At 71.5% G+C, this 23,489-nt stretch carries 18 protein-coding genes; 10 read left to right on the top strand and 8 right to left on the bottom strand.

Features of this window, described 5'->3' with window-relative positions:
- Positions 1-29 precede the first annotated feature (29 nt).
- Together QFW81_RS01880 and QFW81_RS01875 are read left to right on the top strand one after the other, a co-directional pair.
- Positions 30-1,208, top strand: a complete 1,179-nt coding sequence (locus QFW81_RS01880) for a class I SAM-dependent methyltransferase (protein ID WP_280576868.1) — start codon at positions 30-32, stop codon at positions 1,206-1,208.
- Entirely contained in the window at positions 1,205-1,621 is a 417-nt protein-coding gene (locus QFW81_RS01875) for a VanZ family protein (RefSeq protein WP_280576867.1), read from the top strand. Before QFW81_RS01880 ends, QFW81_RS01875 begins: the two co-directional genes overlap by 4 nt.
- 157 nt (positions 1,622-1,778) lie before the next feature.
- On the opposite strand, the gene QFW81_RS01870 is transcribed toward QFW81_RS01875, so the two are convergent.
- The 3 genes from QFW81_RS01870 to QFW81_RS01860 form a co-directional block, all read right to left on the bottom strand.
- The gene (locus QFW81_RS01870) at positions 1,779-4,118 is read right to left on the bottom strand and encodes a beta-N-acetylhexosaminidase (RefSeq protein WP_280576866.1); all 2,340 of its coding nucleotides are present in this window, start codon (positions 4,116-4,118) and stop codon (positions 1,779-1,781) included.
- Between the two features lie 107 nt (positions 4,119-4,225).
- Positions 4,226-7,039 carry a TonB-dependent receptor gene (locus QFW81_RS01865; RefSeq protein WP_280576865.1) on the bottom strand — a complete coding sequence of 938 codons (2,814 nt, stop codon included), beginning with the start codon at positions 7,037-7,039 and terminating at the stop codon, positions 4,226-4,228.
- Positions 7,040-7,153: 114 nt separating this feature from the next.
- Positions 7,154-8,191, bottom strand: coding sequence for a glucokinase (locus QFW81_RS01860; RefSeq protein WP_280576864.1), 1,038 nt, complete (start codon positions 8,189-8,191; stop codon positions 7,154-7,156).
- A gap of 360 nt (positions 8,192-8,551) precedes the next feature.
- Between QFW81_RS01860 and QFW81_RS01855 the strand changes: the two genes are divergently transcribed.
- The 5 genes from QFW81_RS01855 (at position 8,552) to QFW81_RS01835 (ending at position 14,069) form a co-directional block, all read left to right on the top strand.
- The gene (locus QFW81_RS01855) at positions 8,552-9,622 is read left to right on the top strand and encodes a LacI family DNA-binding transcriptional regulator (protein WP_280576863.1); all 1,071 of its coding nucleotides are present in this window, start codon (positions 8,552-8,554) and stop codon (positions 9,620-9,622) included.
- The gene (locus QFW81_RS01850) at positions 9,619-10,677 is read left to right on the top strand and encodes an SIS domain-containing protein (protein ID WP_280576862.1); all 1,059 of its coding nucleotides are present in this window, start codon (positions 9,619-9,621) and stop codon (positions 10,675-10,677) included. The genes QFW81_RS01855 and QFW81_RS01850 overlap by 4 nt, the downstream gene beginning before the upstream one ends.
- A gap of 2 nt (positions 10,678-10,679) precedes the next feature.
- On the top strand, positions 10,680-11,840 hold the full coding sequence (gene nagA / locus QFW81_RS01845; RefSeq protein ID WP_280576861.1) for an N-acetylglucosamine-6-phosphate deacetylase: 1,161 nt from the start codon (positions 10,680-10,682) through the stop codon (positions 11,838-11,840).
- On the top strand, positions 11,837-12,904 hold the full coding sequence (locus QFW81_RS01840; protein ID WP_280576860.1) for an acyltransferase family protein: 1,068 nt from the start codon (positions 11,837-11,839) through the stop codon (positions 12,902-12,904). Before nagA ends, QFW81_RS01840 begins: the two co-directional genes overlap by 4 nt.
- Positions 12,905-12,977: 73 nt before the next feature.
- Entirely contained in the window at positions 12,978-14,069 is a 1,092-nt protein-coding gene (locus QFW81_RS01835) for a DNA topoisomerase IB (RefSeq protein WP_331488019.1), read from the top strand.
- A gap of 408 nt (positions 14,070-14,477) precedes the next feature.
- Here the strand turns inward: QFW81_RS01835 and QFW81_RS01830 are convergent, their stop codons facing one another.
- Positions 14,478-15,716: a multifunctional CCA addition/repair protein gene (locus tag QFW81_RS01830; protein ID WP_280577041.1), complete on the bottom strand. Its 1,239-nt coding sequence runs from the start codon at positions 15,714-15,716 to the stop codon at positions 14,478-14,480.
- A gap of 88 nt (positions 15,717-15,804) precedes the next feature.
- Between QFW81_RS01830 and QFW81_RS01825 the strand changes: the two genes are divergently transcribed.
- Complete coding sequence (locus QFW81_RS01825) at positions 15,805-17,061, top strand: hemolysin family protein (RefSeq protein ID WP_280576858.1); 1,257 nt, start codon at positions 15,805-15,807, stop codon at positions 17,059-17,061.
- Here the strand turns inward: QFW81_RS01825 and QFW81_RS01820 are convergent.
- Positions 17,058-18,992 carry a lytic transglycosylase domain-containing protein gene (locus tag QFW81_RS01820; protein WP_280576857.1) on the bottom strand — a complete coding sequence of 645 codons (1,935 nt, stop codon included), beginning with the start codon at positions 18,990-18,992 and terminating at the stop codon, positions 17,058-17,060. The two genes, QFW81_RS01825 and QFW81_RS01820, sit on opposite strands and share 4 nt — an antisense overlap.
- A 70-nt stretch (positions 18,993-19,062) precedes the next feature.
- Here QFW81_RS01820 and QFW81_RS01815 point away from each other — a divergent pair, with 70 nt between their 5' ends.
- Positions 19,063-19,872, top strand: coding sequence for a sulfite exporter TauE/SafE family protein (locus QFW81_RS01815; protein ID WP_280576856.1), 810 nt, complete (start codon positions 19,063-19,065; stop codon positions 19,870-19,872).
- A 231-nt stretch (positions 19,873-20,103) separates the two neighbouring features.
- On the opposite strand, the gene QFW81_RS01810 is transcribed toward QFW81_RS01815, so the two are convergent.
- From QFW81_RS01810 to QFW81_RS01800, 3 genes are all read right to left on the bottom strand, one after another.
- A complete protein-coding gene (locus QFW81_RS01810) occupies positions 20,104-20,955 on the bottom strand; it encodes a hypothetical protein (protein ID WP_280576855.1) in 852 nt (283 codons plus the stop codon).
- A 114-nt stretch (positions 20,956-21,069) separates the two neighbouring features.
- The gene (locus tag QFW81_RS01805) at positions 21,070-21,750 is read right to left on the bottom strand and encodes a hypothetical protein (protein ID WP_280576854.1); all 681 of its coding nucleotides are present in this window, start codon (positions 21,748-21,750) and stop codon (positions 21,070-21,072) included.
- A gap of 109 nt (positions 21,751-21,859) precedes the next feature.
- Positions 21,860-22,162, bottom strand: coding sequence for a hypothetical protein (locus QFW81_RS01800; protein ID WP_280576853.1), 303 nt, complete (start codon positions 22,160-22,162; stop codon positions 21,860-21,862).
- Positions 22,163-22,378: 216 nt separating this feature from the next.
- On the opposite strand from QFW81_RS01800, the gene sctU reads away from it, so the two are divergent.
- Positions 22,379-23,482 carry a type III secretion system export apparatus subunit SctU gene (gene sctU / locus QFW81_RS01795; protein WP_280576852.1) on the top strand — a complete coding sequence of 368 codons (1,104 nt, stop codon included), beginning with the start codon at positions 22,379-22,381 and terminating at the stop codon, positions 23,480-23,482.
- Positions 23,483-23,489 lie beyond the last annotated feature (7 nt).

Genomic DNA, 23,489 nt, shown 5'->3' with positions numbered 1-23,489 from the left:
CTGTGCATTGTCGCCGCTGACGCCGCACGATGCCCGAAACCCCGCTCTCCGACGATGCGCGCGCCCACAGCGCGCGGCTGCAGGCGCTGATCCGCGAACAGATCGCCGCCGCGGGCGGGGCGATCCCGTTCTGGCGCTTCATGGAGCTGGCGCTGTACGCGCCGGGGCTGGGCTACTACAGCGCGGGGGCGACCAAGTTCGGCGCCGCCGGCGACTTCGTCACCGCGCCCGAGCTCGGCGCCCTGTTCGCCGAGTGCGTGGCCGAGGCGCTGGCGCCGGCACTGCGCCAGCTCGGCCCCGATGCACGCATGCTGGAGATCGGCGCCGGCAGCGGCCGCTTCGCCGCCGACGCGCTGGCGCATCTCGATGCGCTTGGCGCCGCGCCGGCGCGCTACGCGATCCTCGAACCCAGCGCGGACCTGCGCGACCGCCAGCGCGCGCACCTGGCGCAGGCGCTGCCGCCGGAATTGCATCGTCGCGTGGAATGGCTCGATGGCCCGATGCCGGACGACTGGACCGGCGTGCTGTTCGCCAACGAGGTGGTCGACGCCCTGCCCACGCCGCGGTTCTCGATCCTGGGCGGCGAGGTGTTCGAGGAACACGTGAGCCTCGACGGCGACCGCTTCGTACGCAGCGACCGCCCCGCCGACGCCCTGCTGGCCGCCGCCGTGCGCCATGTCGAATCGCAGCTCGAGGCCCCGTTCGCGGACGGCTACCGTTCCGAACTGCTGCCGCAGCTGCCGTACTGGGTGCAGGCGGTGGCCGGCGGGCTGAGGTCGGGCGCGCTGCTGTTCGTCGACTACGGCCATCCCCGGCGCGAGTACTACGATCCGCGCCGGCAGGGCGGCACCCTGCGCGCGTTCCACCGCCACCAGCTGGTCGAGGACGTGCTGGCGCGCGTGGGGCTGCAGGATCTCACCGCCTCGGTCGATTTCACCGCGCTCGCCGAGGCCGGCACCGGCGCCGGCTTCGGGTTCGCCGGCTACTGCACCCAGGCCGGTTTCCTGATCGGCAACGGCCTGGCCGCGCGCGTGGAAGCGCATGAGGCCCGCGCCGCCGACGAAGCCGCGCGCTACGCGCTGCGGCAGCAGGCCAAGATGCTGACCCTGCCGGGTGGCATGGGCGAACGCTTCCAGGTGATGGGGTTCGCGCGCGACGTGGATCTGGAAGCCGCGTTCCTGTTCGGCGACCTGGGATTCCGGCTGTGACCCGGCGCGGCGTCGGACGCTCGCTCAAGCCGCTGCGGCATCCGCGGCTGTGGTGCGCGCTGTGGTGCCTGGCGATCGCGGCCGTGGTGGTGGTGTCGCTGATGCCGCCGCCGCCGATGCCGGATTTCGACGACAGCGACAAGTGGTCGCACTTCCTCGCCTATGCGGTGCTCGCCGCGTGCGCGGTGCAGCTGTTCCGCAACTGGCCGGCGCTGCTGGGCGCGGGGCTGGGGCTGGTACTGCTCGGCATCGGCATCGAATACGCGCAGGACGCGTTCACCACCGACCGCATGCTCGACATGCGCGACGGGCTGGCGAACACGCTGGGGGTGATCGCCGGGCTCGCCACGCGGCTCACGCCGGCACGCGACCTGCTGCTGCGGCTCGACGGGCGGCGCGAGGGCCCGGGCTAGGCGCGAACCCCGCGGGTGTCTCGCGCGGTCGAACGCCTGCCCGATGCGCCGGCGTCGCGCGTCTGCGGCGCCGCCTGCGTGCAGGCGGGCGGACATCGATGGCCGCACGGGCGCCGCGTGCCAACGCGTCTGCCGCCATCCGCAGGCGCGCCTGCGCTCAGCGGGGGACCAGTTCCACCCGGTCCAGGACCCACATCGTCGGACGCGTGTCGCCGGTGGCGATCAGGCACAGGTCGGTGCGCCCGGCGTCGGCGCCCGCGTCGGGCAGCGGCAGGTCGAGTTCGATGAACCCGTCCGCGCCGGGCGCTTCGGGCAGGGGCAAGGAGGCGACCGGCTCGCCCTCGCAGCCGCCGGTGCGCAGCAGCAGTTCGCCATGCGGCGACTGCGCCGGTTCGAACCGGCGTGCCGGCTCGTCGTGCGCGAGCTGGAAGTAGTACGGCAGCCGACCCAGCCGCACCTTCGCCGAGGCGATGCCGTCCAGCTCGGCCCCCGCCCACAGCCAGCACGGGCGGAAGATGGTGACGTTGAAGATCGCGCGCTCGCCGTCGGGCGGCCCGTCGTCCTCCAGCCGCAGCAGCAGCCGGCCGGTGTCCGGGCACGTCGCCATCTGCTCGTCGGTGCGCACGCGCAGGCGCGCGGCATCGAACGCATGGCGCGAGGCCGGCGCCAGCGCGGTGGTGCCGGCGAACGCGGCGGCGCGCACCTCGACCGGCAGCGGCGCCTGCAGCGGCGCCTCGTACAGCGGCGAATCGGCGTCCGGGTCGCTGCCGTCGGTGGTGTAGCGGATCGCGTAGCCGAGCGGATTCTCCAGCGTGACCGTCGACGCATCGCCGTCGCCGGCTTCGACGTCGGCGAGCACCTCGAACGGCGTCTGCGCGTAGGCGATCCCGAACGCGCGGTAGCGCGCCAGCTGCGCCGGCAGGCGCGTGAGGAAGTCGGCGTAGTCCTTGCGCCCGGCCGGCGACCAGGCCGACTCGGCGAGCGCGGCGACGCGCGGGAACAGTGCGTGCTGCATCCGCGGCCAGGTGCGCAGGTGCTCGGTCCACAGGTTCGCCTGTACGCCCAGGATGTGGTTGCGCTGTGCCGGGGTCAGCACGGCCGGCACCGGCTCGAAGTCGTACACGGTCTGCAGGGTGACCTGGGCCGGGCGGCCCGGCGGTTCGTTCGGTGAGCCGGTCTGCAGGTAGTCCAGGTACAGGCTTTCCGCCGGCGTCATCACCACGTCGTGGCCGGCGCGCGCGGCGGCGATGCCGCCCTCGGTGCCGCGCCACGACATCACCGTGGCCTGCGGCGGCAGGCCGCCGTCGAGGATCTCGTCCCAGCCCAGCAGGCGCCGGTCCTTGCCTTCGAGATAGGTTTCCAGGCGCTTGACGAACCAGCTCTGCAGCGCGGTCTCGTCGGCGATGCCGAGCTCGGCCATGCGCGCCTGCACGCGCTCGGACTGCTCCCACTGGTCCTTGACCGCCTCGTCGCCGCCGATGTGGATGTAGGGCGCCGGGAATAGTTCGACAATCTCGTCGAGTACGTCCTCGATGAAGGCGAAGGTCGGCTCGTCGACGTTGAACAGGTACTGGTGCACGCCCCATTCGTTGGACACCGCGGGCGTATCGCCAAGCGAGCCGTACTCGGGATAGGCCGCGACCACCGCCTGCACGTGCCCGGGCATGTCGAACTCGGGCACGACGGTGATGTGGCGCTGCGCCGCGTAGGCGACGATGTCGCGGATCTGGTCCTGGGTGTAGTAGCCGCAGTAGGGCCGCGTCTGTCCGCTCACGGGGTCGGTGCCCGCCTCGCCGGCGGGGATGCGGCAGGCGGCCACGTCCATCAGCTTCGGATACTGCGGGATCTCGATCCGCCAGCCCTGGTCGTCGGTCAGGTGCCAGTGGAAGACGTTGAGCTTGTGCCAGGCCATCGCATCGAGCAGCTGCTTGATCTGCTCGACGGACTGGAAGTGGCGCGCCGAATCGAGCATCAGCCCGCGCCAGCCGAAGCGCGGCGCATCCTCGATCCGGAGCGCGGGAATGCGCACCGCCTCGCCCTGCGCGGAGGACAGCAGCTGCCACAGCGTGACCGCGCCGTAGAACAGGCCGCGTTCGTCGGCCGCGGCCACGCGCACGCCCTGGGGCGCGACCTCGAGCACGTAGGCCTCGGGCGCGTCGGCGGGCAGGGAGGCGTCGATCGCGAAGGTGATCGCGGGGGCCGCGTCGGCGCCTGCCAGCGCCGGCGTGACGCCGTGGGTGGTGGCCACCAGGCCAGCGAACGAGACCGCGACCCGGCGCGCGGCCTCGCCGTCCGCGACCAGGTGGGTGCCGCGGTCGAAGCGGAAGCTGCCCTCGCGCGACTGCAGCGAGGCCGGGGCCGGAATCAGCGCGGGCCGCGCCGTCGCCTCGGCCACCGGCGGCACCGGCGCCGGCTCCGGCTCCCGGCCGCAGGCGGCGAGCAGGGTGCAGCAGGACAGGGTCAGCGCGAGGCGCCACGTGCGTCGGATCGGCTTCATCTCGTCTCCTGGATCACTGTCGGACGATAGCGAAAAAAAAGCGGGCCCGGAGGAATCCAGGCCCGCATGGACAACGGCATCGATCTGGGAGGGGACGCCGTGGTGCCTCAGAACTGCATGCGCAGCGTGGTCAGGAAGCGGCGACCGGACCGGTACACGCCGCGGGTCAGCCGCTCGGTGTCCGCATAGCTGTGGTAGGCCTCGTCGAGCAGGTTCATCGCGTCGAAGTTGAGGCTGACGTTGTCGTTGAAGCGATAGCCCAGCGACAGATCCATCGAGGTGTACGGACGCACCCAGAGGTTGTCGCCGCGATCGACGTTGGTGAAGTACTCCGAACGCCACGACGCGCTCAGGCGGGCACTGAACCGCTCGTTCTCGAAGTAGGGGCTGATGTTGAGCTGGTTCTTCGAGTTGTAGGGCATCGGATCCCCCGAGCTCGACTCCGCATCGGCATAGGTGTAGTTCGCGACCATGCCGAAGCCGCCGCCGATCTGCTGTTGCCAGGCCAGGGCCGCGCCCTGGATCTTGGCCGTGCCGGCATTGTCGGGGCGCGCGACCTGGTAGGTGGTCACTTCGTTCCGGGACTGGTTGAAGTGCTCCTCGGGCGAAGTCGTGGTCAGGATGTAGTTGTCCACGTCCTTGTAGAACACGGACCCGGCCAGGATCGCGTCCTCGCTGAAGTACCACTCCGCGGACACGTCGAAGTTCGTGGATTCGTAGGGATCCAGGTCGGGGTTGCCGCCGCCGCCGGTCAGGGTCTGGTCGCCCAGCCACAGGTAGCTCGACATGTCGCTGTAGTTCGGGCGTGCGATCACCTTGGCCCCGGAGAAGCGCAGCACCACGTCGTTGGCCAGATCGTAGGCGAGGTTCACGTTGGGCAGCACGTTGTTGTAGGTCTTTCCGACCACCGCCGGCGCGTAGCCGTCGGCCGGGCACGGCGGCGGCGCGTCGGTGCGCACGCACTGCCAGCTGTGGCTTTCGGTCTCGGTCTGGACGTAGCGCAGTCCGACGTTGCCGCGCAGCCCGTTCCAGCTGAAATCCGCCTGCACGTAGGCAGCGTTGATGTCCTCGACGATGCGCCATGTGTTGGCTGCGAACGAGGGATCGTTGAACGTGCTCGGCTCGGGCATGGTCTGCCACGGGGCCAGCCAGTCGCCGCCGAGGATGTAGTCGGCCAGGGCCCAGCCATCGATGTAGAAGCGGTCGCCCAGGTCTCCATAGCCGTCGAAGCCCGTGAGGTAGTTGCCGGGCACGGATTGCGGATTGAACATGTCGGCCGTGGCATCGCCGTAGCCTGCCACGGACGCAAGCGAAACACCGCCCATCTGCTGTTCGGTTTCGTGCTCGCGACGCTTGACGCCGAAACGCAGCATGTACACCGGCGAGTCGAGGTTCAGGCCGAAATCGAGCTGACCATACGTTTCCTCGTCCCAGGTCGGCTTGAACACGATGTTGCCACCCCAGCCGGGGTTCCACGAAGGTGGCGGCTGGGTCGGATCGGCGCCCCATCCGCCGTCCATGCGGAATGCCGACGGATCGGTGAACGGGTTGGTGCCGTGGTACGTCAGCATGCCGGGCTGGGATGGCGCGCGGCTGATGTCATAGGAGTAGTTGGCCCAGTTGAGGAACTCGCCGAACACCTGCTGGTCGGTGCCACCCGTGGCCTCGGTGGTGCCGACGTGCGCGGAGGCGAACCAGCGCTCGCCGCTCCACTTCGCCTTGAGGTCGTAGGACTCGGTTTCCACGGTCGACTTTCGGTTCTGCACGTCGAACACCGACAGCGCGTTGCGGAAGGTGCCGCGGGTGATGATGCCGTCCTCGACGGTGACGTCGGTCAGCCGCATCAGGCTGTTCCAGGCATTGCCCATGAATGCGAACATGGACTGGTTGATGTTGTCGTAGCTGGCATCGATCTTCAGTGCATTGAACTCGATGTCGAGCTCGTCGACCGGCTTGAACTGCAGTGCCATCGAATAGCTGTTGCGCTCACGCTGCTGCTCGAAGAACGAGGCGCTGAGCGAGTTCGGCCCCCGTGCGTCGAGGTTGGCTTCGAGCGTGTCCGCACATGCGCCGACGCACGAGGCCGGCAACGTGGGCTGGCTGCCGTCTCCATTGGGGGGCTGCGACCAGTCCGGGGGCAGGTTGTTCACCGAGCCTCCGCCGCCCTGTCCATCGCGGTAGTCGCGCGCCGAGACGCTGCCGTAGGCCTCGATGCCGTCACGGCGGATGGTTTCGTCCAGGCGCTGGGCGGACAGGATCAGGCCGAAGTTCTCCGCCTCGTTCTTCCAGCCGAACATGAGCGAACCCTGCGGTTGGCCGTCCTCGTCGCGATCGTTGTACAGGTAGCCGAGCTGGCCGCCCACCACCATGCTCTCCTCGAGGTCGAGCGGCTTGCGCGTCTCCACGACCACGGTGCCGCCGATCGAACCCTCGTCGATGTGCGCCTCGGGCGACTTGTAGACCGTCACCTTGCCGACGATCTGAGGCGCGAGCAGCGAGTAGTTGAACGTGCGGCTGGGGTGGTCGAGGATGAACCAGTCGGCGGACGCCACCGTCTGCCCGTTGAGCAGCGTGCGATTCAGGGCAGGATCCGTGCCGAGGATGCTGACGCGCTCGCCCTGGCCGAACAGCCGGTCGATGGTGACGCCGGGGATCATGGTCATGGCCTCGGCGATATTGGTCGAAGGGAACTTGCCCACGTCCTCGGCCGTGATCACGTCGACGATCGCGTCGGAGTTGCGCTTGGTGTCCAGCGCCTGCTGCAGGCTGGCGCGGATGCCGGTGACGACCACGCGGTCGAGTTCGCTGGGACTCTCGGCTGCGTCGGTCCCCTGCGTGGCCGCGTCCTGCGCGCTCGCCTGCGCGGCGACCCCGAGGCACGCGGCGATGGCGGCCGACAGCATGGATGTACGGTGCTTCATGACGGTTCTCTCCATTGCGAATGTGTGGCTGTGGACGCCGGCAAGAGACGCGCCGGCGCCGGGGCAGTGCCATCTCCTCGCCGCCAGGGGCCGGCGCGGGGCGTGGCGGGTGGGTCAGCTCAGCAGGCGGGAATCCGTTCGCTCGTTGTCGTTCTGGTCCTGGTCGAGGTACCAACCGGCGGCGCCGATCACGCCCAGTTGCCCGTGCTCGACCAGCGTCACGGGGATGCGGAGCAGTGCCTCGCGCATCGGTCCCTTGTCGAGGAACCGCTGCACGAAGCTGCTGTGTGCGAGGAAGTCGCGGATCTGCGGCAGGATGCCGCCGGCCAGCGCGACGCCGCCGTGGGCGCCGTACAGCAGCGCCATGTCGCCGACCGCGCTGCCGAGCAGGCCGCAGAACAGCTCCAGGGTGTCGCGCGCCAGCGCGTCGGCGCCGGTCTTCGCCGCGGCGGTGATGGCGTCGGGCGTGGAATGGGTGGGGCGGGTGCCGCGCACGCGCGCCAGCGCGTCGTGCAGGCGCACCAGGCCGGGGCCGGACAGCGCGTGTTCGATCGAGACGTGGCGGCGCTCGCGCAGGAACTCGCGCAGCACCGCCATCTCGGCTTCGGTGGACACGGTGAGCGAAGCCTGGCCGGCCTCGGTGGCCAGCACCACCGCGCCGCCGCGCGCCGGGATGCGCACCGCGGCGCCGAGGCCGGTGCCCGGCCCCACCACGAGCGTCGGTCCGGGCGGGGCGCGTTCGGGGCCGGACAGGCGCAGCAGCGAGTGCGCGTCGGCAGACGCGACCGCATGCGCGACCGCCTCGAAATCGTTCACCAGCCGCAGGTCGTCGAAGCCGAGCTGGGCCCGGATCTGGGCGGGGACCACCGGCCAGGGCAGGTTGACCGACAGCAGCGAGCCGTCTTCGAGCGGATGCCCGGCGCAGGCGATCACGCCGCGGCGGACCGGGACCGGCGCCGCGAGCTCGCCGAGGAAGGCCTCGAGGATGGCGGCCAGGCCCGGGAAGTCGGCGCAGGCGAACTTGCGGTAGTGCGCCGGCGCCTCGGGGCTGGCGGTCACCAGGCCGACGCGGACATGGGTGCCGCCGACGTCCGCGGCCAGGAACGGCGCAGCGATCGGGCGGGGTCCGGCGACGGGCAGGGGGCGGGTCATGGCGGCCAAGTGGGCTCCTGCAGGGGCTGCCCACGTGCGGCAGCGATCTCGGTCCAGTGTCGACAGCTCGTGACAACGATGTCAAGCGCGCACCGTCGATGGATTCCAGATCGTCACCAATTCTTCACACCTGCAGGACAATCCCGCCAATCACGGTCGGCCACAACCTCAGATGCTGCGAATGAGCGGGGTTTCGGCCAGGTGTCCTGTCCATGTCCGGACCGTCGATGTTGCAGGACAACACCGTGCCCGTGCCGCATCCCCCGACCCGGCCCGCCGAGGCAACTGGCATCGGCGCGCGAAGTATGACAACGTTAGTCACCCTGTCCGGGGGCAGGACATGCGGTGGCAGGAGCGCAGATGAGCGACCAATCGGCCAACCCGCGCAAGCCGACGATCCGCACCGTGGCCGAACGCGCCGGGGTGTCGCTGAAGACGGTGTCGCGCGTGATCAACAACGAACCGTCGGTGTTGCCGGCCACGCGCGCGCGCGTGCTGCAGACCATCGCCGACCTGGACTACGAGCCCGATCCGTCCGCGCGCAACCTGCGCAGCGCCAGTGCCTACGTGATCGGCCTGGTGTACGACAACCCCAATCCGTACCACATCATCGGCCTGCAGAACGGCGTGCTGTCCGCTTGCCGCGAGACCGGCTTCGGCTTGCAGATCCATCCGTGCGACGCCACCTCGCCGCTTCTGGCGGACGAGCTGGTGGAGCTGGTGAACCGGTCCCGGCTCGCCGGTCTGGTGCTGACGGCGCCGATCTCCGAGCGGCCGGAGCTGATCGAGGCGCTGGAAAAGGCCGGCGTGCGCGCCACCCGCATCATCGCCGCGGCCGAGGATCCGACCGATGGCCATCCCTGCGTGTACGTGGACGACCGCGACGCGGCCTACGAGATCACCGAACACCTGGTCCAGCTGGGCCACCAGCGCATCGGCTTCCTCTGGGGCGGACAGGAGCACCGGTCCAGCTCCGAGCGCTACCTCGGCTACGAGCAGGCGCTGAAGGACTACGGCATCACCCTGGACAAGCACCTGGTGGTGCCCGGCGACTACACCTTCGACGACGGGTTCCGCGGCGCGCGCCGGCTGCTGGCGCTGCGCGACCCGCCGACCGCGATCTTCGGCTCCAACGACGAGATCGCCGCCGGCGTGCTGGCCGCGGCCAAGTCCGCCGGCATGAACGTGCCTTTCGATCTGTCGATCGCGGGGTTCGAGGACAGTCCGTTCTCGCGCCAGTCGTGGCCGGCGCTGACCACCGCCAAGCAGGCCACCGAGGACATCGCCCGCCACGCCGCGCGCATGCTCATCGCCGGCCTGCGACAGGATGCCGCCGCCGTGCACAACCAGGGCTTCGTGCCGCAGCTGGTGGTGCGCGGCTCCACTGCGCCGGTGCGGCCGCGCGTGCCACCCAATGCGAGCGAGGCATGAACGCAGTGATCGATCCCGAGGCGCTGCACGCGCGCGCCGCCACCACCCGCATGTTCCAGGAGGCGGCCGAAGCGCCGTCGGTGGTCGGCGCCCAGTTCGTCGCCAACCGCGACGTGCTGGCCGCGCTCGCGGCCGACCTGCGACGACGTCCGCCGTCCTTCATCGCCACCTGCGCGCGAGGCAGTTCCGACCACGCCGCCACCTACGCCAAGGCGCTGTTCGAGACCCGGCTGGGCGTGGTCACCGCATCGGTCTCGCCGTCGATCGGCTCGGTGTACGGCGTACCCCAGCAGTTGCGCGATGCGCTGTTCATCGCCGTTTCCCAGTCGGGCAGGAGCCCGGACCTGCTGCGCAACGCCGAAGCCGCGCGCGAAGCCGGCGCGCGCGTGGTCGCGCTGGTCAACGTGGCCGACTCGCCGCTCGCCGACCTGGCCGACGTGGTCGTGCCGCTGCATGCCGGACCGGAGCGCAGCGTGGCGGCGACCAAGAGTTATCTGGCATCGCTGTCGGCGCTGCTGCAGCTGGCGGCGCTGTGGAGCGACGACTTCGCCCTGCTCGATGCCCTCGACAAGCTGCCCGACGCGCTGCGGCGCGCCTGGGACTGCGACTGGTCGGCTGCCGGGGAGGGCCTGGTGCCGGCGCGCAACCTGTTCGTGCTGGGCCGGGGCCTTGGCCTGGGCGCGGCTCAGGAGGCCGCCCTCAAGCTCAAGGAAACCTGCGGCCTGCACGCCGAGGCCTACAGCTCGGCCGAAGTGAAGCACGGGCCGATGGCGCTGGTGGGGCCGGGCTTCCCGGTGCTGATCCTGGCCCAGCCCGACCAGACCGAGGCCGGCACGCTGGCGCTGGCCGGCGAGTTCCGGGCACGCGGCGCACAGGTCTGGCTGGCCTCGCGCGAACCCGGTGCCGACCTGCCGGTCGCCGTTGCGCCGCATCCGGCCTGCGCGCCGCTGCTGCTGGTGCAGAGCTTCTACCGGATGGCGAACGCGCTCTCGCTCGCGCGCGGGCTGGACCCGGACACGCCGCCGCATCTGAACAAGGTCACCGAGACGCTCTAGCGATGCCTGCGAACGAAACCGCCCTGATCAACGGCCGCATCGTCGGCGACGACGGCATCCGCGGTGGCGCCGCCGTGCTGCTGGCCGACACCCGGATCGCGGCGATCCTGCCGGCCCACGATCCGCGGGTGGCCGCGGCCACTCCGGTCGACCTCGAAGGCGGCCTGCTGGCACCGGGTTTCATCGACGTGCAGGTCAACGGCGGCGGCGGCGTGCTGCTCAACAACACCCCGACCGTCGAGGGCGTGCGTGCGATCGCGCGCGCGCACCGCCGCTTCGGCACCACCGGGATGCTGCCGACGCTGATCAGCGACCGGATCGGGACGATGCGCGAGGCGATCGACGCGGTGCGCGAGGCGATCGACGCGGGCGTGCCTGGCGTGCTCGGCATCCACCTCGAAGGCCCCTACCTGGCGCCGTCGCGGCGCGGCACCCACGATGCGCGCGTGTTCCGCGTCCCCGATGCCGACGAGGTCGCGCTCGCCACCTCGCTGGGCAACGGCGTCACCCTGATCACCCTGGCGCCAGAACAGGTACCGGCCGCGACGATCCGCACGCTGGTGGCCCGCGGCGCGATCGTGGCCGCTGGACATACGGCCGCCAGCTGGCGCGAAGCACGCGCCGGGCTGGAGGCCGGGATCCGCGGCTTCACCCACCTGTACAACGCGATGTCGCCGCTGCAGGGCCGCGAGCCGGGCGTGGTCGGCGCCGCGCTCGAGGATCCCGGCAGCTGGTGCGGGATCATCGTCGACGGCGTGCACGCGCATCCGGCCAGCCTGCGCGTGGCGCTGGCGGCCAAGCCGCGCGGCAAGCTGCTGCTGGTCACCGACGCGATGCCGATGGTCGGCGCGGACTCGCCCTCGTTCGAGCTCTACGGCGAGACCATCACCGCGGTCGATGGCGTGGTGCGCAACGCGAGCGGCGCCCTGGCCGGTTCGGCGCTGGACATGGCCTCGGCGGTGCGCAACGCGGTGCGCCTGCTCGGGGTGCCGGTCGAAGAGGCGGTGCGCATGGCGTCGCGCTATCCGGCCGAGTTCCTCGGCATCGGCGACCGGGTCGGCCGCATCGCCCCGGGCTACGCGGCGGACCTGGTGTTGCTCGACGACACCCTGGGCGTGCGCGCGACCTGGATCGGCGGCGAACACGAGCGGCACGCGGCTTGAGCGCGCCGGTACGCCGCTTCGCCTCGGTCGATGCCCTGCGCGGGCTCACCGTGGCGGCGATGCTGCTGGTCAACACGCCGGGCGACTGGGGCCACGTCTACGCGCCGCTGCTGCACGCGGACTGGCACGGCTGCACGCCGACCGACCTGGTGTTTCCGTTCTTCCTGTTCGTGGTCGGGGTGTCGATCGCGCTCGGGCCCGTGGCGTTGATGGAGCGGAGTGGCGACCTGCACGCGCTGCAGCGCGGCGTGATCCTGCGCGGCCTGCGCATCGTCGCGCTGGGCCTGCTGCTGCACCTGGTGGCGTGGTGGGCGCTGGACGCCGCGCACTACCGTCCATGGGGCGTCCTGCAGCGGATCGGACTGTGCGTCCTGGTCGCCGCGCCGCTGGCGATGCGCACCTCGCCGCGGGTGCAGTGGGCGGTCGTGCTGGCGATCCTGCTCGGCTACTGGGGGCTGCTGGCGTCGTGGGGCTACGCGCGCTTCGACAACCTCTCCGATCGCGTCGATACCGCATTGTTCGCGCCGCTGCTGTACGTGTACGAGCCCGCGACCGGCCGGGGACACGATCCCGAAGGGCTGCTGTCCACCCTGCCCGCGATCGCGACCGTGCTGCTCGGCGTGCGCGCTGGAGACTGGCTGCGGCGCGGCCGGCTGCAGCGCCTGTTCGCTGCGGGCGTGGCGATGCTGGCGCTCGGTGCGCTGTGGTCGCTGGCGTTGCCGGTGAACAAGGCGCTGTGGACGTCCTCGTACGTGCTGTGGACCGGCGGCTGGGCGGCGCTGGCCCTTGCGGCGATCCACGTCCTGGTCGACCGGCGCGGCTGGCCGGCCGTCGGGCGTGCGTTCGGCGTCAACGCGATCGCCGCCTACGCCGGCTCGGCGCTGATGGTGTACGTGCTGGTGGCGGTCGGCGTGTGGGGCGCGCTGTACCGGTTCGGCTTCGCGTGGCTGGCGCCGCACGTCGGTCCCGAACTTCCGTCGCTGCTGTTCGCGCTGGCGTTCGTGGCGCTGTGGTGGGGCATCGTGCGCGCGATGGATCGTCGGGGCTGGCACCTGAAGATCTGAGGCAGGGCGCAGCTCGCGCGTCGACGCCGCGTCGATTCACCGGCCGATCACGGCCGCTGGCGACACTCCGCGCATGCCCGCCTCCCGATCGCGTTCTTCCCGCCGTGTCCCACGTCGACAGGCATTGACTCCAGCCGAACGCGACGCCATCGAGGCCGGCCTGCGCTACGTGAGCGATGGATCGCCGGGCATCTCGCGCGAGCGTCGCGGCCGCGGCTTCTGCTACCGCGACCCGCAGGGCCAGGCGGTGCGCGATGCAGCTACCCTGGAGCGCATCCGCATGCTCGCGATTCCGCCGGCCTATCGCCAGGTCTGGATCTGCAGCTCGCCGATCGGACACCTGCAGGCGACCGGTCGCGATGCGCGAGGCCGCAAGCAGTACCGCTACCACCCCGACTGGCGTCCGCTGCGGGATGCCAACAAGTTCGATCGTATCGTCGAGTTCGGGCGCGCGCTGCCGAAGCTGCGGCGACGGGTGCGCAGCGATCTCGCACGGCCCGGGCTGCCGCGCGAGAAGGTGCTGGCCGGCGTGGTGGCGATCATGGCCACGACCCTGGTGCGCGTGGGCAACGAGGGCTATGCCCGTGACAACGGGTCGTTCGGACTGACCACGCTGCGCAACCGCCACGCGAAGTTCCTCAAGGGCGCGCTGCGGCTGCAGTTCGTCGGCAAGGGCGGACGCGCGCACGAGGCCGGCATCCAGGACCGGCGCCTGCTGCGGCTGGTGCGGCAGATGCACGAGCTGCCCGGCCAGCGCCTGTTCCAGTATCGCGACGACGACGGCACGCTGGTGCCGGTGGATTCGTCCGACGTCAACGACTACCTGCGCGAGGCCATGGGCGCGTCGTTCACCGCCAAGGACTTCCGCACCTGGGGCGCGACCGAGGCGGCCTTCCGGCAGCTGGCCGCGACCGTGGTCGGGGAAGGCGAGCGCATCACCGTGGTCGGCGTGCGCAAGCAGGTGGTGGAAGCGGTGGCGGCGATGCTCGGCAACACGCCGACGGTCTGCCGCAAGTCGTACGTGGATCCGCGCGTGTTCGACGGCTGGGAGGACGGCCGGCTGCAGCGGGCGGCGAAGAACGTGCGCGGCCCACGGCAGTGGGAAGGCGCGCTGCTGCGGTTCCTGGCGCGTGCGTCGGGAGGGCGGAAGGGCGCGGCGGCCTGAGGCGCGGCTGCGGTGCGGTGTGACGACTCGCCTGGTGCGAGCGCCGCATGGGCATTGCGTACCTGGTGGAGGCGATCTCAGCCACAACGTCCGGCTCGCCATGCGTAGCGATCCCGGGTGCGCTTCGCTTGCCCGGGCTACGGGGTTGGCGGCGCACCGATGGCGTAGCCCGGATAAGGCCGACGGCCGCATCCGGGGCGGACGGCCATCGGGGTGGCCATGTCGATCCTGACGAGAACGGCAAGCACATCCGCCTGCCCGGGTGGCCGCGTGATCAGGATCGCGGTGGCATCGCGCAAGCGTGGATCGTCGTCATGGTGGCGGGGCCGGGCTCTGGTACGGCGCGGTTCCCGGGTGCGCTTCGCTTACCCGGGCTACGGGGCGTGGTGCCGGGGACGTGCCGGTGGGCTAGCGCTCGCCCGCCGGCGCGTGGCGCGCGGCATGGATCGCCGCGATCCGGGCCTTGCGCAGGGCCTCGCCCACCGCAGGACCGTCGAGACCTTCGAGCGCAAGGTCGCGCGCGTTCACCGCGAGTGCGGCGGCGTGCATCCGGCGCAGTGCGTCGGCCTGCGGATACGACGCATCCTCGTGCCCGAGGCGCCCGCGCTTGTCGGCTTCGCACACGGTGGCGAGCCGGTCGATGCGCCCGGGCTTGCGGAACGCGTCGCAGCGCAGCAGCAGTTCGTGAACGGTGCTGTCGCGCAGTTCCGCCAGCCGATGCACGTTGAGGTGTTCGCGGCAGGCGGCGATCGCGAGGTCGCGGTGCTCCTGCGGCACCTTCAACCGCACGCACAGCGCGTTCAGCGGTGCCAGGCCGGCCTGCTCGTGACCGATGTGGCGCGGCCACTGTGCGGGCGGCGTGCGCGCCTTGCCGAGATCGTGGGCGAGCGCAGCGAAGCCGACCACGGTGTCGCCCGGCGCCAGACGCGCGGCCATGTCGCTCACCAGTTCCTGGTGCACGCCGGTGTCGACTTCCGGATGGAATTCCGCGCGCTGCGGGACTCCGTAGAGGGCGTCCACCTCGGGCAGCACCGCAGCGAGCGCACCGGCCTCGCGCAGCGTTCGCAGGAAGGCCGACGGGCGCGGCGCGGCCAGCGCCTTGGACAGTTCCTGCCACACGCGCTCGGGCACCAGGGTGTCGAGTTCGCCGCTGTCGGCCATGCGCCGCATCAGCGCCAGCGTGTCCGGCGCGACGCTGAAGCCCAGTGGCGCGAGCCGCGCCATGAAGCGCGCCGCGCGCAGCACGCGCAGCGGATCCTCGGCGAAGGCCGGGCCGACGTGGCGCAGCACGCGCGCTTCGATGTCGCGCGCGCCGTGGAAGGGATCGACCAGGCTGCCGTCGTCCCGCTGCGCGATCGCATTGATCGTGAAGTCGCGGCGCTGCAGGTCCTGCTCCAGCGTCACCGAGGGGTCGGCGTGCACGACGAAGCCACGGTGGCCGCGCCCGGACTTGCGTTCCGTGCGCGCGAGCGCGTACTCCTCGCCGCTGCCGGGATGCAGGAAGACCGGGAAATCGCGTCCCACCGCACGGTAGCCCGCGGCCAGCATCGACTCCGGGGTCTGGCCCACGACCACGAAGTCGCGGTCGCCCGGCGGCAGCCCGAGCAACCGGTCGCGCACCGCGCCACCGACCAGGTAGGTTTCCATGTGCACATGATGCCCCAGGGCGCCACGCAGCGCGGTCATCGCACGAGGGCGTCACGCCGGTCGCACACGATCTTGTGATACTTGGCGCATGAGCTGCATCGCAACCGGGCGCGTCGCACGCTGCCTCGCCGTGCCGGCGACGCTGTGCATGCCGGTGGCCGCGCTTGCCGCCGGACCGGTGGATACCGTGGACGTGGCGGCGTCGGGTACGCCCGCCGACGTGGCGCTGATGCTCGCCTACCTGTTCGGCGCGATCGTAGTGTCGTTCCTGTGTTCGATCGCCGAATCGGCGCTGCTGAGCATGACCCCGTCCTACGTCGCGGGGCTGCGCGCGAGCCGGCCGGCGCTAGCCGATCGGCTGCAGACGCTGCGGGTGGACCGGATCGACCGCTCGCTGGCGGCGATCCTCACGCTCAATACGATCGCCCACACGGTGGGCGCCGTCGGGTCGGGCGCCAAGGCCACCGTGGTGTTCGGCAGCGCGTGGGTGGGGGTGTTCTCGGCGGTGGCGACGCTGCTGATCCTGTTCCTGTCCGAAATCGTGCCCAAGACCCTTGGCGCCCTGTACTGGCGCCGGCTCGCGCTGCCGGTGGCCTGGTTCATCCGCGCGATGATCGTGCTGCTCTATCCGCTGATCGTGGTCTCGGAACTGCTGACCCGCCTGCTGTCGCGCGGCCACCAGGCCGAAGGCTTCAACCGCCAGGAGTTCCTGGCGATGGCCGGCATGGGGGAAGCCAGCGGCGACCTGGATCCGCGCGAATCGCGCATCCTGCACAACCTGTTTTCCATGAGCACGCTGCGCACCCGTGACGTGATGACCCCGCGCACGGTGGTGGCCGCCCTCGCGGGCGACACGCCCATCGAGGCGGCGCTGGCCGATGCGAAGGCCCTGCCGTTCTCGCGGATTCCCGTATACGCGCGCGACATCGACGACGTGTCCGGCTTCGTGCTGCGCGACGAGTTGCGCCAGGCCGAATCGACGGGACGCGGGGGCGAGACGATCGCCGGACTGGCGCGGCCGTTGCCGACCGTGGCCGACAGCATGCCGCTGGGTGCGCTGCTGGAGTTCCTGCTCGAGCGTCGCCAGCAGATCGCACTGGTGGTGGGCGAGTACGGCGACACGGTCGGCCTGGTGTCGATGGAGGACGTGGTCGAAACGCTGCTCGGCGACGAGATCGTGGACGAGCGCGACCGCGTCACCGACATGCAGCGGCTGGCGCGCGAACGCTGGCAGCGGCGTGCCGCGCGGCACGGCGTGGTCTGGCGGGAAGACGGCCCGTCACCGGCGGACGGGCGCACGCCCGACGGGCAGGTGCCCGACGCGGACCACGGGCCGCGCGGCTAGGCCGGCGCGGGGCAGGCGAAGGCCTTGCGCGGTGTGCCCGTGATGCCGTGCATGCGGTCGCTGACCTTCGTCGCCTTGCCGAACATGCGCCAGTCGTAGATCACGCTGAAGGCGAGGATGCGCGCGACGTACTCGCGCGTCTCCTTGTAGCTGATGGTCTCGATCCACAGGTCCGGTTCGTGCGCGGGGCGCTGCGCGAGCCAGCGCGAGGTGGGCGTGGGCCCGGCGTTGTAGGCGGCGATCGCGACGTACGGCTTGCCGTACATCTGTTCCTTCTCGCGCAGGTAGGCGGTACCGAGGGTGATGTTGGTCTCGGGGTCGTACAGGCGTTCATTGCCGCTCCACGCCATGCCCAGGCGCCGCGCGACCGCCGCGGCGGTGGTGGGCAGCACCTGCATCAGTCCGCGCGCATCGGCCGGCGAACGCGCGCGCGGGTTGAACACGCTTTCGGCGCGGATCTCGGCCGCCACCCAGGCCGGATCCAGGCCGTTGCGACGCGCCTCGCGCTGGATCACGTCGGCGTGGTGGATCGGAAAACGCAGCGTGTACAGGCGGCTCTCGTCCGGCGCCTTGCCCAGGCCGAACACGCCGCGGTCGAACCAGCCGTGCTCCTGCGCCACTTCCACCGCGATCCGGCGCTGGTGGTCGTCGAAGCGCGAGAGCGCATCGTTCCATTCCCGCACCGCCCACACCGCGCGCTCCGCGCGGTACAGCGCGAGTGCGCGCACCAGTGCCGGATCGGCCGCGACCGCGGCCTTCTGGGCCGGGCTCCAGTCGGGCATCCACGGGCACAGCGCATAGGGCTGGTCCAGCCGGTCGGCGGCGAGGAAGCCGTGGAAATCGGGACTGCGCGCCGCGCTCGCGAACACGGTGCGGGCGGCGTCGCGATCGCCGGTGAGTTCCAGCATCCGCGCCTCGAACCACTGCCAGCGCGAATCGGCGCGCTGCGTTGCCGGCATCGCGCGCAGCGCCGTCAGCGCCGCCGGCCAGTCGGAGCGCGCCAACGCGTCGCGCACGCGCCATTCGTGCAGGCGTTCGTCGTAGGCACTGGCGGGCACCAGCCCGAGCAGCCGCGCCGAATCGGGCAGGTAGGAGGCCACCGTCCACAGCGCGGCCTGGTACAGCACGCGGCCGCGTTCGGTCTCGCCGAAATCGAGCGAGCGGGCGATCGCCGGCAGCTGCGCCTCGGCGGCGAGCGGGTCGTCCTTGGCGAACTTCGCCAGCCCGTGCGAGGCGACCAGCCGGCTGCGCGCGGTCTTCGGCCACTGCGCGGCGCGCGGATGCGGCGCCTGTACGTACGCGGCGTAATCGTTGGCCAGCGCCAGCTGGTCGGCCGGCAGGCCACGTGCGGCGGCGCGCATCACGCCGGGGTTCCACCCGGCCGCGGCCAGTTCGAGACGCTCCCAGCGCAGCGCATCGTCGAGGCCGCCGCGCGCCGCGAGTGCGGCGAATACCGGATCGCATTCGTCCGGCAGCGAGGCACCGTTGCGCCATATCGCCTGCGCGTCGCGCGTCCACTGCGCGTCGGCGGCGCCGGTGCGCTGGCGCGCGTCGAGTTCGGCGCAGCGCAGTGCCGGGGTGCGCACGTCGTCGGACCATGCCGCGCGGTAGCCGGCCCAGTCCTGGCGCTTGAGCAGCGCGCGCAGCCAGGCCTCGCGGAACACGCCGGCCACGGGTTCGCCGCGGTAGCGCGCCAGGAAGGCCTGCGCCTGCGCGGCGGGCAGGGTGTCGAGGTTGCGGCGCAGCGCCGCCATCTCGACCCAGCGCGCAGCGGGGTGGCCGGCGGCCAGGGAAGCGGTAGGCAGGCCGCGTTCGGCGGCCTCGAGCGCCGCACGCAGCGCGGCGTCGGTGTGTTGCGCGCGCGCGGGAGCGGCGGACAGCAGCACCGCGGCGAGTACGATGGAGACGATGGACAGGCGTTGACTCGACATGTCCCGACTATAGCGAACGGCCCATGAATTCAGCCCCGGACCATCGACATCCCGATCGCAGGCCACGCGCGTGCGGGGCCCACGCGTGATCGAAGGCTGGTGGGTATTCCCGCTGCTGGGCGTGGCCGCGGGCGTGTTGGCGGGACTGCTCGGCATCGGCGGCGGGCTGGTGCTGATCGGCGCCCTGGTGTGGCTGCTGCCGGCCTACGGCGTGCCGCAGGAGGCGGCGATGCATGCGGCGCTGGCCAGTTCGCTGGCGAGCATCGTGCTGACCGCCGCCTCGTCGGCGCGTGCGCACCATCGCCGCGGTGGCGTGCTGTGGCCGACGGTGGGCTGGATGGTGCCGGGGCTGCTGCTCGGGGGCTGGCTCGGCAGCCTGGTGGCGGTCGCGCTCGCAGGCGAGGTGTTGCGCTGGTGCGTGGCGCTGTACTGCTTCGTGGTGGCGGCGCAGATGGCCTTCGGCGGCCCGCGCGGCGGTGCCGCGACGGGCACGGGAGTGCCCACCGGCTGGCCGCTGACGGTGGCCGGCGGCGGCATCGGCGCGGTGTCCGCGGTGGTCGGCATCGGCGGCGGCAGCATGACCGTGCCGCTGCTGGTCTGGCGCGGAGTGGTGCCGGTGCGCGCGGTCGGCACGTCCTCGGCCTGCGGCATCTTCATCGGGCTCGCGAGTGCGGCGGGCTACGCCGTGCACGCGCCCGCGGGCGCGCTCCCGGCGCATGCGATCGGCTACATCTACCTGCCGGCGGCGATCGGCATCGCGCTGGCGTCGGTGCTGGCCGCGCCGCTGGGCACGCGGCTGGCGCACGCGATCAGCGGTGCGGCGCTCAAGCGCGTGTTCGCCGTGTTCATGGTGCTGGTGGGGATCAGCGTGCTGCTATAAGCAAGGGCCCGGGCCTCCCGCAATCCGTCGCGCAGGCGTCGGACGCCAACCCTCCGCATGGACAAGCGCAGTTGCGTCGCCCGGGTGAATGCAGCACACCCTGGGCCATTCATTCCGTTGTGCGGGCGCCAGCCGTCAGGATCCGGGCGGCTTTTCACGGTGGCGTGTCACCGCGCCCGTCGCCCGGGCCGTCGTCCCGCCTGCCGCCGCGGCGTCCGCGGGTCGATCCGCCTACTCCGTCGTCACCGCCGCCTCGGCACGGCGCAGGAAGTCGCTCACGTACCACGTGCCGTCGCGCCGTTCGAGCTGGACGATGGTGTCGATCGGGGTGCCTCCCAGGGCGTACTGCATGCGCACGCGGGCCAGGTCCCCGGTCTGCGAGAGCAGCTGGACGTCCATCGCGCGCAGGTCGGCGTCGAGGTCGAGGCCGTAGTCCGCCAGCGACTGCTTGCCGGCCGCCAGCACCCGCGACATGCGCTGCAGGCTCGCGGCCATGCCGGCCTCGGCGTAGGCCGCGTCGCTGTCGAGCGCGGCCTCGCGCGCGGCCGCGGCCATGCGCGCGATCACGACGCGCGCCCGCGCCCGGTCGCCGATCGGCGCCTGTCCGGCCCAGGTGCCCAGCGCCTGAACCAGCTGCGGATAGTGTTCGCGCTCTCCGACGCTGAAATCGCCCTGCTGGGTGATGTACTGGACCGTGAACACGGTGAGGAATTCCGCCGCCGAGGCCAGGCTGGCATTGGCGAGCTGGCGGTCGAAGCCCTGCTGCAGGGTCGTTTCCGCGTCGGCTGCCGACAGCGCGGCCATCGCCCGCGGCAGGTGCTGGGCGAACGGCAGCTGGTCGAGCGGCCAGCGGGTACGGCCCTCGCGCCAGGCCTGCTCCAGTTGCGCGTGCAGCTGCGGCGTGACCGCGTCGCGGGCGAAGGCCTCCAGGTCGTTCTCGACCAGGTGCCCGGTCAGGCGGCGAACGGTTTCGCCAGGCGTGAGCGGTTCGGCTGCACGTTCGGCCTCGGCCTCCTGACGCCGTTCACAGCCGGACAGGCCCGCGACGCAGGCCGCCAACAGCAGGCACAGCAGGGCCCGCACCCGTCTCCCCATCGCCCGACCTCTCCCCGAAGGCTCCGCCGCATCTTGGCGACTGTGGCGGCCGCCGGCAACCGCGCGGGCCGGGAACCGTGCCCGGGGTCGCGCGGCGCCCGGCTACAGGTCGCGGACCACCCAGCCCGGCGGCAGGTCGGCGTGGGCGGCGTCGAGCGCGGACTGGGCCACCTCGTCGGGTGGGCGGCCCGCCTGCCAGGCGGCTGCGATCGCCGCCAGCCGCGTGCGCGTGGCGCGGGTGTAGGCGCCCTCGAGCTCGTTCTGGGCGTCGGCGGCCAGCTTCTGCGGATACAGCTGGCGGGCCTCGGGGCTGTGGTTGAGCAGGTCGATCAGCCGGGCCAGCTGGGTGCGGAAGGTGTCCACGCCCAGCGAGGTGCGCTGGGTGCGCTGCAGGTGCCAGACCAGCAGGTATTCCACCGGACCCAGCATCCGGCGCGGCGAAGCGCCGAAGAAGTGGCCCGACAGCGCGCCTGCGGTGAGGCCGGTCACATCGTCGGGCAGCCGGGTCGCACCCCAGGAACTCAGGGCGCCCCCGGGCAGGTCGGCACGCCGCAGGGCGGTGGCGACGGTCTCGGCCAGCAGGCGCTTGGCGTCGTGGTCGTCGCTCTCGGCCACCACCCCCAGCAGGCGCAGGAACATCGGGTACTGGTCCTCGCCCAGGCGCCGGGACAGGCGCTTGAGCACGGCCAGGCGGTATTCGGGGTCGTCGTGCGCGCCGAGGGCCGCGACCAGCCGCCCGGCGGCGTCACGCAACTGTTCGGCGGTGGGCGGGGTGGTGGACATCGGGGCCGGGCGGGAAGATCCACCCATTATCGGCCTGCCGCGATGGCGGCGCTGCGACGGTGGGTGGGTCACCTGGATCGGCGTCCGACCCGAAACGGCGCGACCGGAATCAGAGTGCAGCGAGGATGCCGTCGACCGCCGCGTTCGCGGCCTCGGCATGGTCCAGCCCGGCCAGCCGGGCGCCGAACGCCTCCTGGCGCGGCAGCGCACGCAGCCCGGTGTCGTCCCAGACGGCGCGATTGAGCAGCGATTCGCCCGGATCGACCAGCGCCGGCGGGGCGGCGTCGACCTCCGCAAGCCCGCCATCCGCGCGCAGCAGGTCCTGCTGGCGGGCCTGGTCGAGCGAAACCTGCCCGGCCGGATCGAATCCGGCGGTGTTCAGGCCCGGGGGCGTGGAACCGATGCTGCTCATTGCGGGTGCGGGACTCGGGTGTCGTGGTGGAGCCGTTCGCGGCGGTGGACACACTCTAGCGAGCGTGTCATCCGACTGTCACCTCGGGTCGTCCCTAGGACGGCAGGCGCACCGGGCATGCGTTCATGCGCGCGCTGCCGGTCGGCGTCGACGGGCGCCGCCGGACCGCCATGCTAGCCTCGGCCGGCGCGACCTCCCCCAGCACGGGATACGGCAATGGCCGACAAGGACCAGGGCGCCGACAAGACCGAAAAGCCCACTCCGAAAAAGATCCGCGACGCGCGCAAGGAAGGCAACGTCGCCAAGAGCAAGGAGCTCACCGCGACGGTGCTGCTGCTCGGCTGGATCGCGCTCGGGGGCATGCTGGCCGCGTTCATCTACGGGCGGCTGCAGGCGCTGTTCGACCAGAGCCTGGAGGCGATCGGGCAGCCATTCCACATCGTGCTGCCGCGGCTGGGCCAGCTGGCGTTCGAAACCCTGCTGTGGGTGTGCCTGCCGCTGATGGCGATGACGCTCGCGCTCGGCGTGCTGATCGAGTTCCTGCAGGTCGGGCCGGTCGCGTCGATCAAGAAGGTCACGCCGAACATGGACAAGATGAACCCGGTCGAGGGCATCAAGCGCATGTTCTCGATGGACAACCTGGTCGAGCTGGTGAAGTCGGTGCTCAAGTGCGCCGCGATGATCGGCATCGGCTACATCGTGCTGCGCGGGATGATGGAATGGCTGCTGAAGCTGCCCTACGCCCCGCCGCAGGCGATGGCGGCGGCGTTCTGGCACGGGGTGAAGTGGATCGCGGTGTGGACCATCGCGGTGTTCTTCTTCGTTTCGGCGCTGGACGTGTGGTACCAGAAGTTCTCGTACACCAAGAAGCTGCGCATGAGCCGGCGCGACATCCGCCAGGAGGTCCGCGAGAACGAGGGCGATCCCTACGTGAAGCAGCGCCGCCGCCAGTTGCACCAGGAGTGGGCGCAGCAGAACATGCTCTCCTCCGTGCGCAAGTCGAACGTCGTCGTGACCAATCCCACCCACATCGCCGTCGCGCTGCAGTACGAACCGGGCGAGACCGACCTGCCCGTGGTCGTGGCCAAGGGCGAGGGCGCGTTCGCCGAACTGATCAGGAAGACCGCGCAGGAGGAAGGCATCCCGATCCTGCAGAACGTGCCGCTGGCGCGCGGACTCAACGAGCAGGTCGAACTGGACGACTACATCGGCAGCGATTTCTTCGACGCCGTGGCCGAGGTGCTGCACTGGGCCGAGAACGTGCGTCGCGAACGCGGCGACGACATCGAGACGGTGTACCGGGAACCGGACGCGGAATAGCCGGTGG

The sequence above is a fragment of the Luteimonas kalidii genome (genome assembly GCF_029887935.1).
GTDB classification, from domain to species: domain Bacteria; phylum Pseudomonadota; class Gammaproteobacteria; order Xanthomonadales; family Xanthomonadaceae; genus Luteimonas; species Luteimonas kalidii.
The sequence above is the reverse complement of the archived record's forward strand: the minus strand, read 5'-3'. Positions and strand labels throughout refer to the sequence as shown.

Coding starts and splice junctions, on each gene's coding strand:
- QFW81_RS01880 (WP_280576868.1), top strand. CDS start 30: ATGCCCGAAACCCCGCTCTCCGACGATGCGCGCGCCCACAGCGCGCGG.
- QFW81_RS01870 (WP_280576866.1), bottom strand. CDS start 4,118: ATGAAGCCGATCCGACGCACGTGGCGCCTCGCGCTGACCCTGTCCTGC.
- QFW81_RS01865 (WP_280576865.1), bottom strand. CDS start 7,039: ATGAAGCACCGTACATCCATGCTGTCGGCCGCCATCGCCGCGTGCCTC.
- QFW81_RS01860 (WP_280576864.1), bottom strand. CDS start 8,191: ATGACCCGCCCCCTGCCCGTCGCCGGACCCCGCCCGATCGCTGCGCCG.
- QFW81_RS01855 (WP_280576863.1), top strand. CDS start 8,552: ATGAGCGACCAATCGGCCAACCCGCGCAAGCCGACGATCCGCACCGTG.
- QFW81_RS01850 (WP_280576862.1), top strand. CDS start 9,619: ATGAACGCAGTGATCGATCCCGAGGCGCTGCACGCGCGCGCCGCCACC.
- nagA (WP_280576861.1), top strand. CDS start 10,680: ATGCCTGCGAACGAAACCGCCCTGATCAACGGCCGCATCGTCGGCGAC.
- QFW81_RS01835 (WP_331488019.1), top strand. CDS start 12,978: ATGCCCGCCTCCCGATCGCGTTCTTCCCGCCGTGTCCCACGTCGACAG.
- QFW81_RS01830 (WP_280577041.1), bottom strand. CDS start 15,716: ATGGAAACCTACCTGGTCGGTGGCGCGGTGCGCGACCGGTTGCTCGGG.
- QFW81_RS01825 (WP_280576858.1), top strand. CDS start 15,805: ATGAGCTGCATCGCAACCGGGCGCGTCGCACGCTGCCTCGCCGTGCCG.
- QFW81_RS01820 (WP_280576857.1), bottom strand. CDS start 18,992: ATGTCGAGTCAACGCCTGTCCATCGTCTCCATCGTACTCGCCGCGGTG.
- QFW81_RS01805 (WP_280576854.1), bottom strand. CDS start 21,750: ATGTCCACCACCCCGCCCACCGCCGAACAGTTGCGTGACGCCGCCGGG.
- QFW81_RS01800 (WP_280576853.1), bottom strand. CDS start 22,162: ATGAGCAGCATCGGTTCCACGCCCCCGGGCCTGAACACCGCCGGATTC.
- sctU (WP_280576852.1), top strand. CDS start 22,379: ATGGCCGACAAGGACCAGGGCGCCGACAAGACCGAAAAGCCCACTCCG.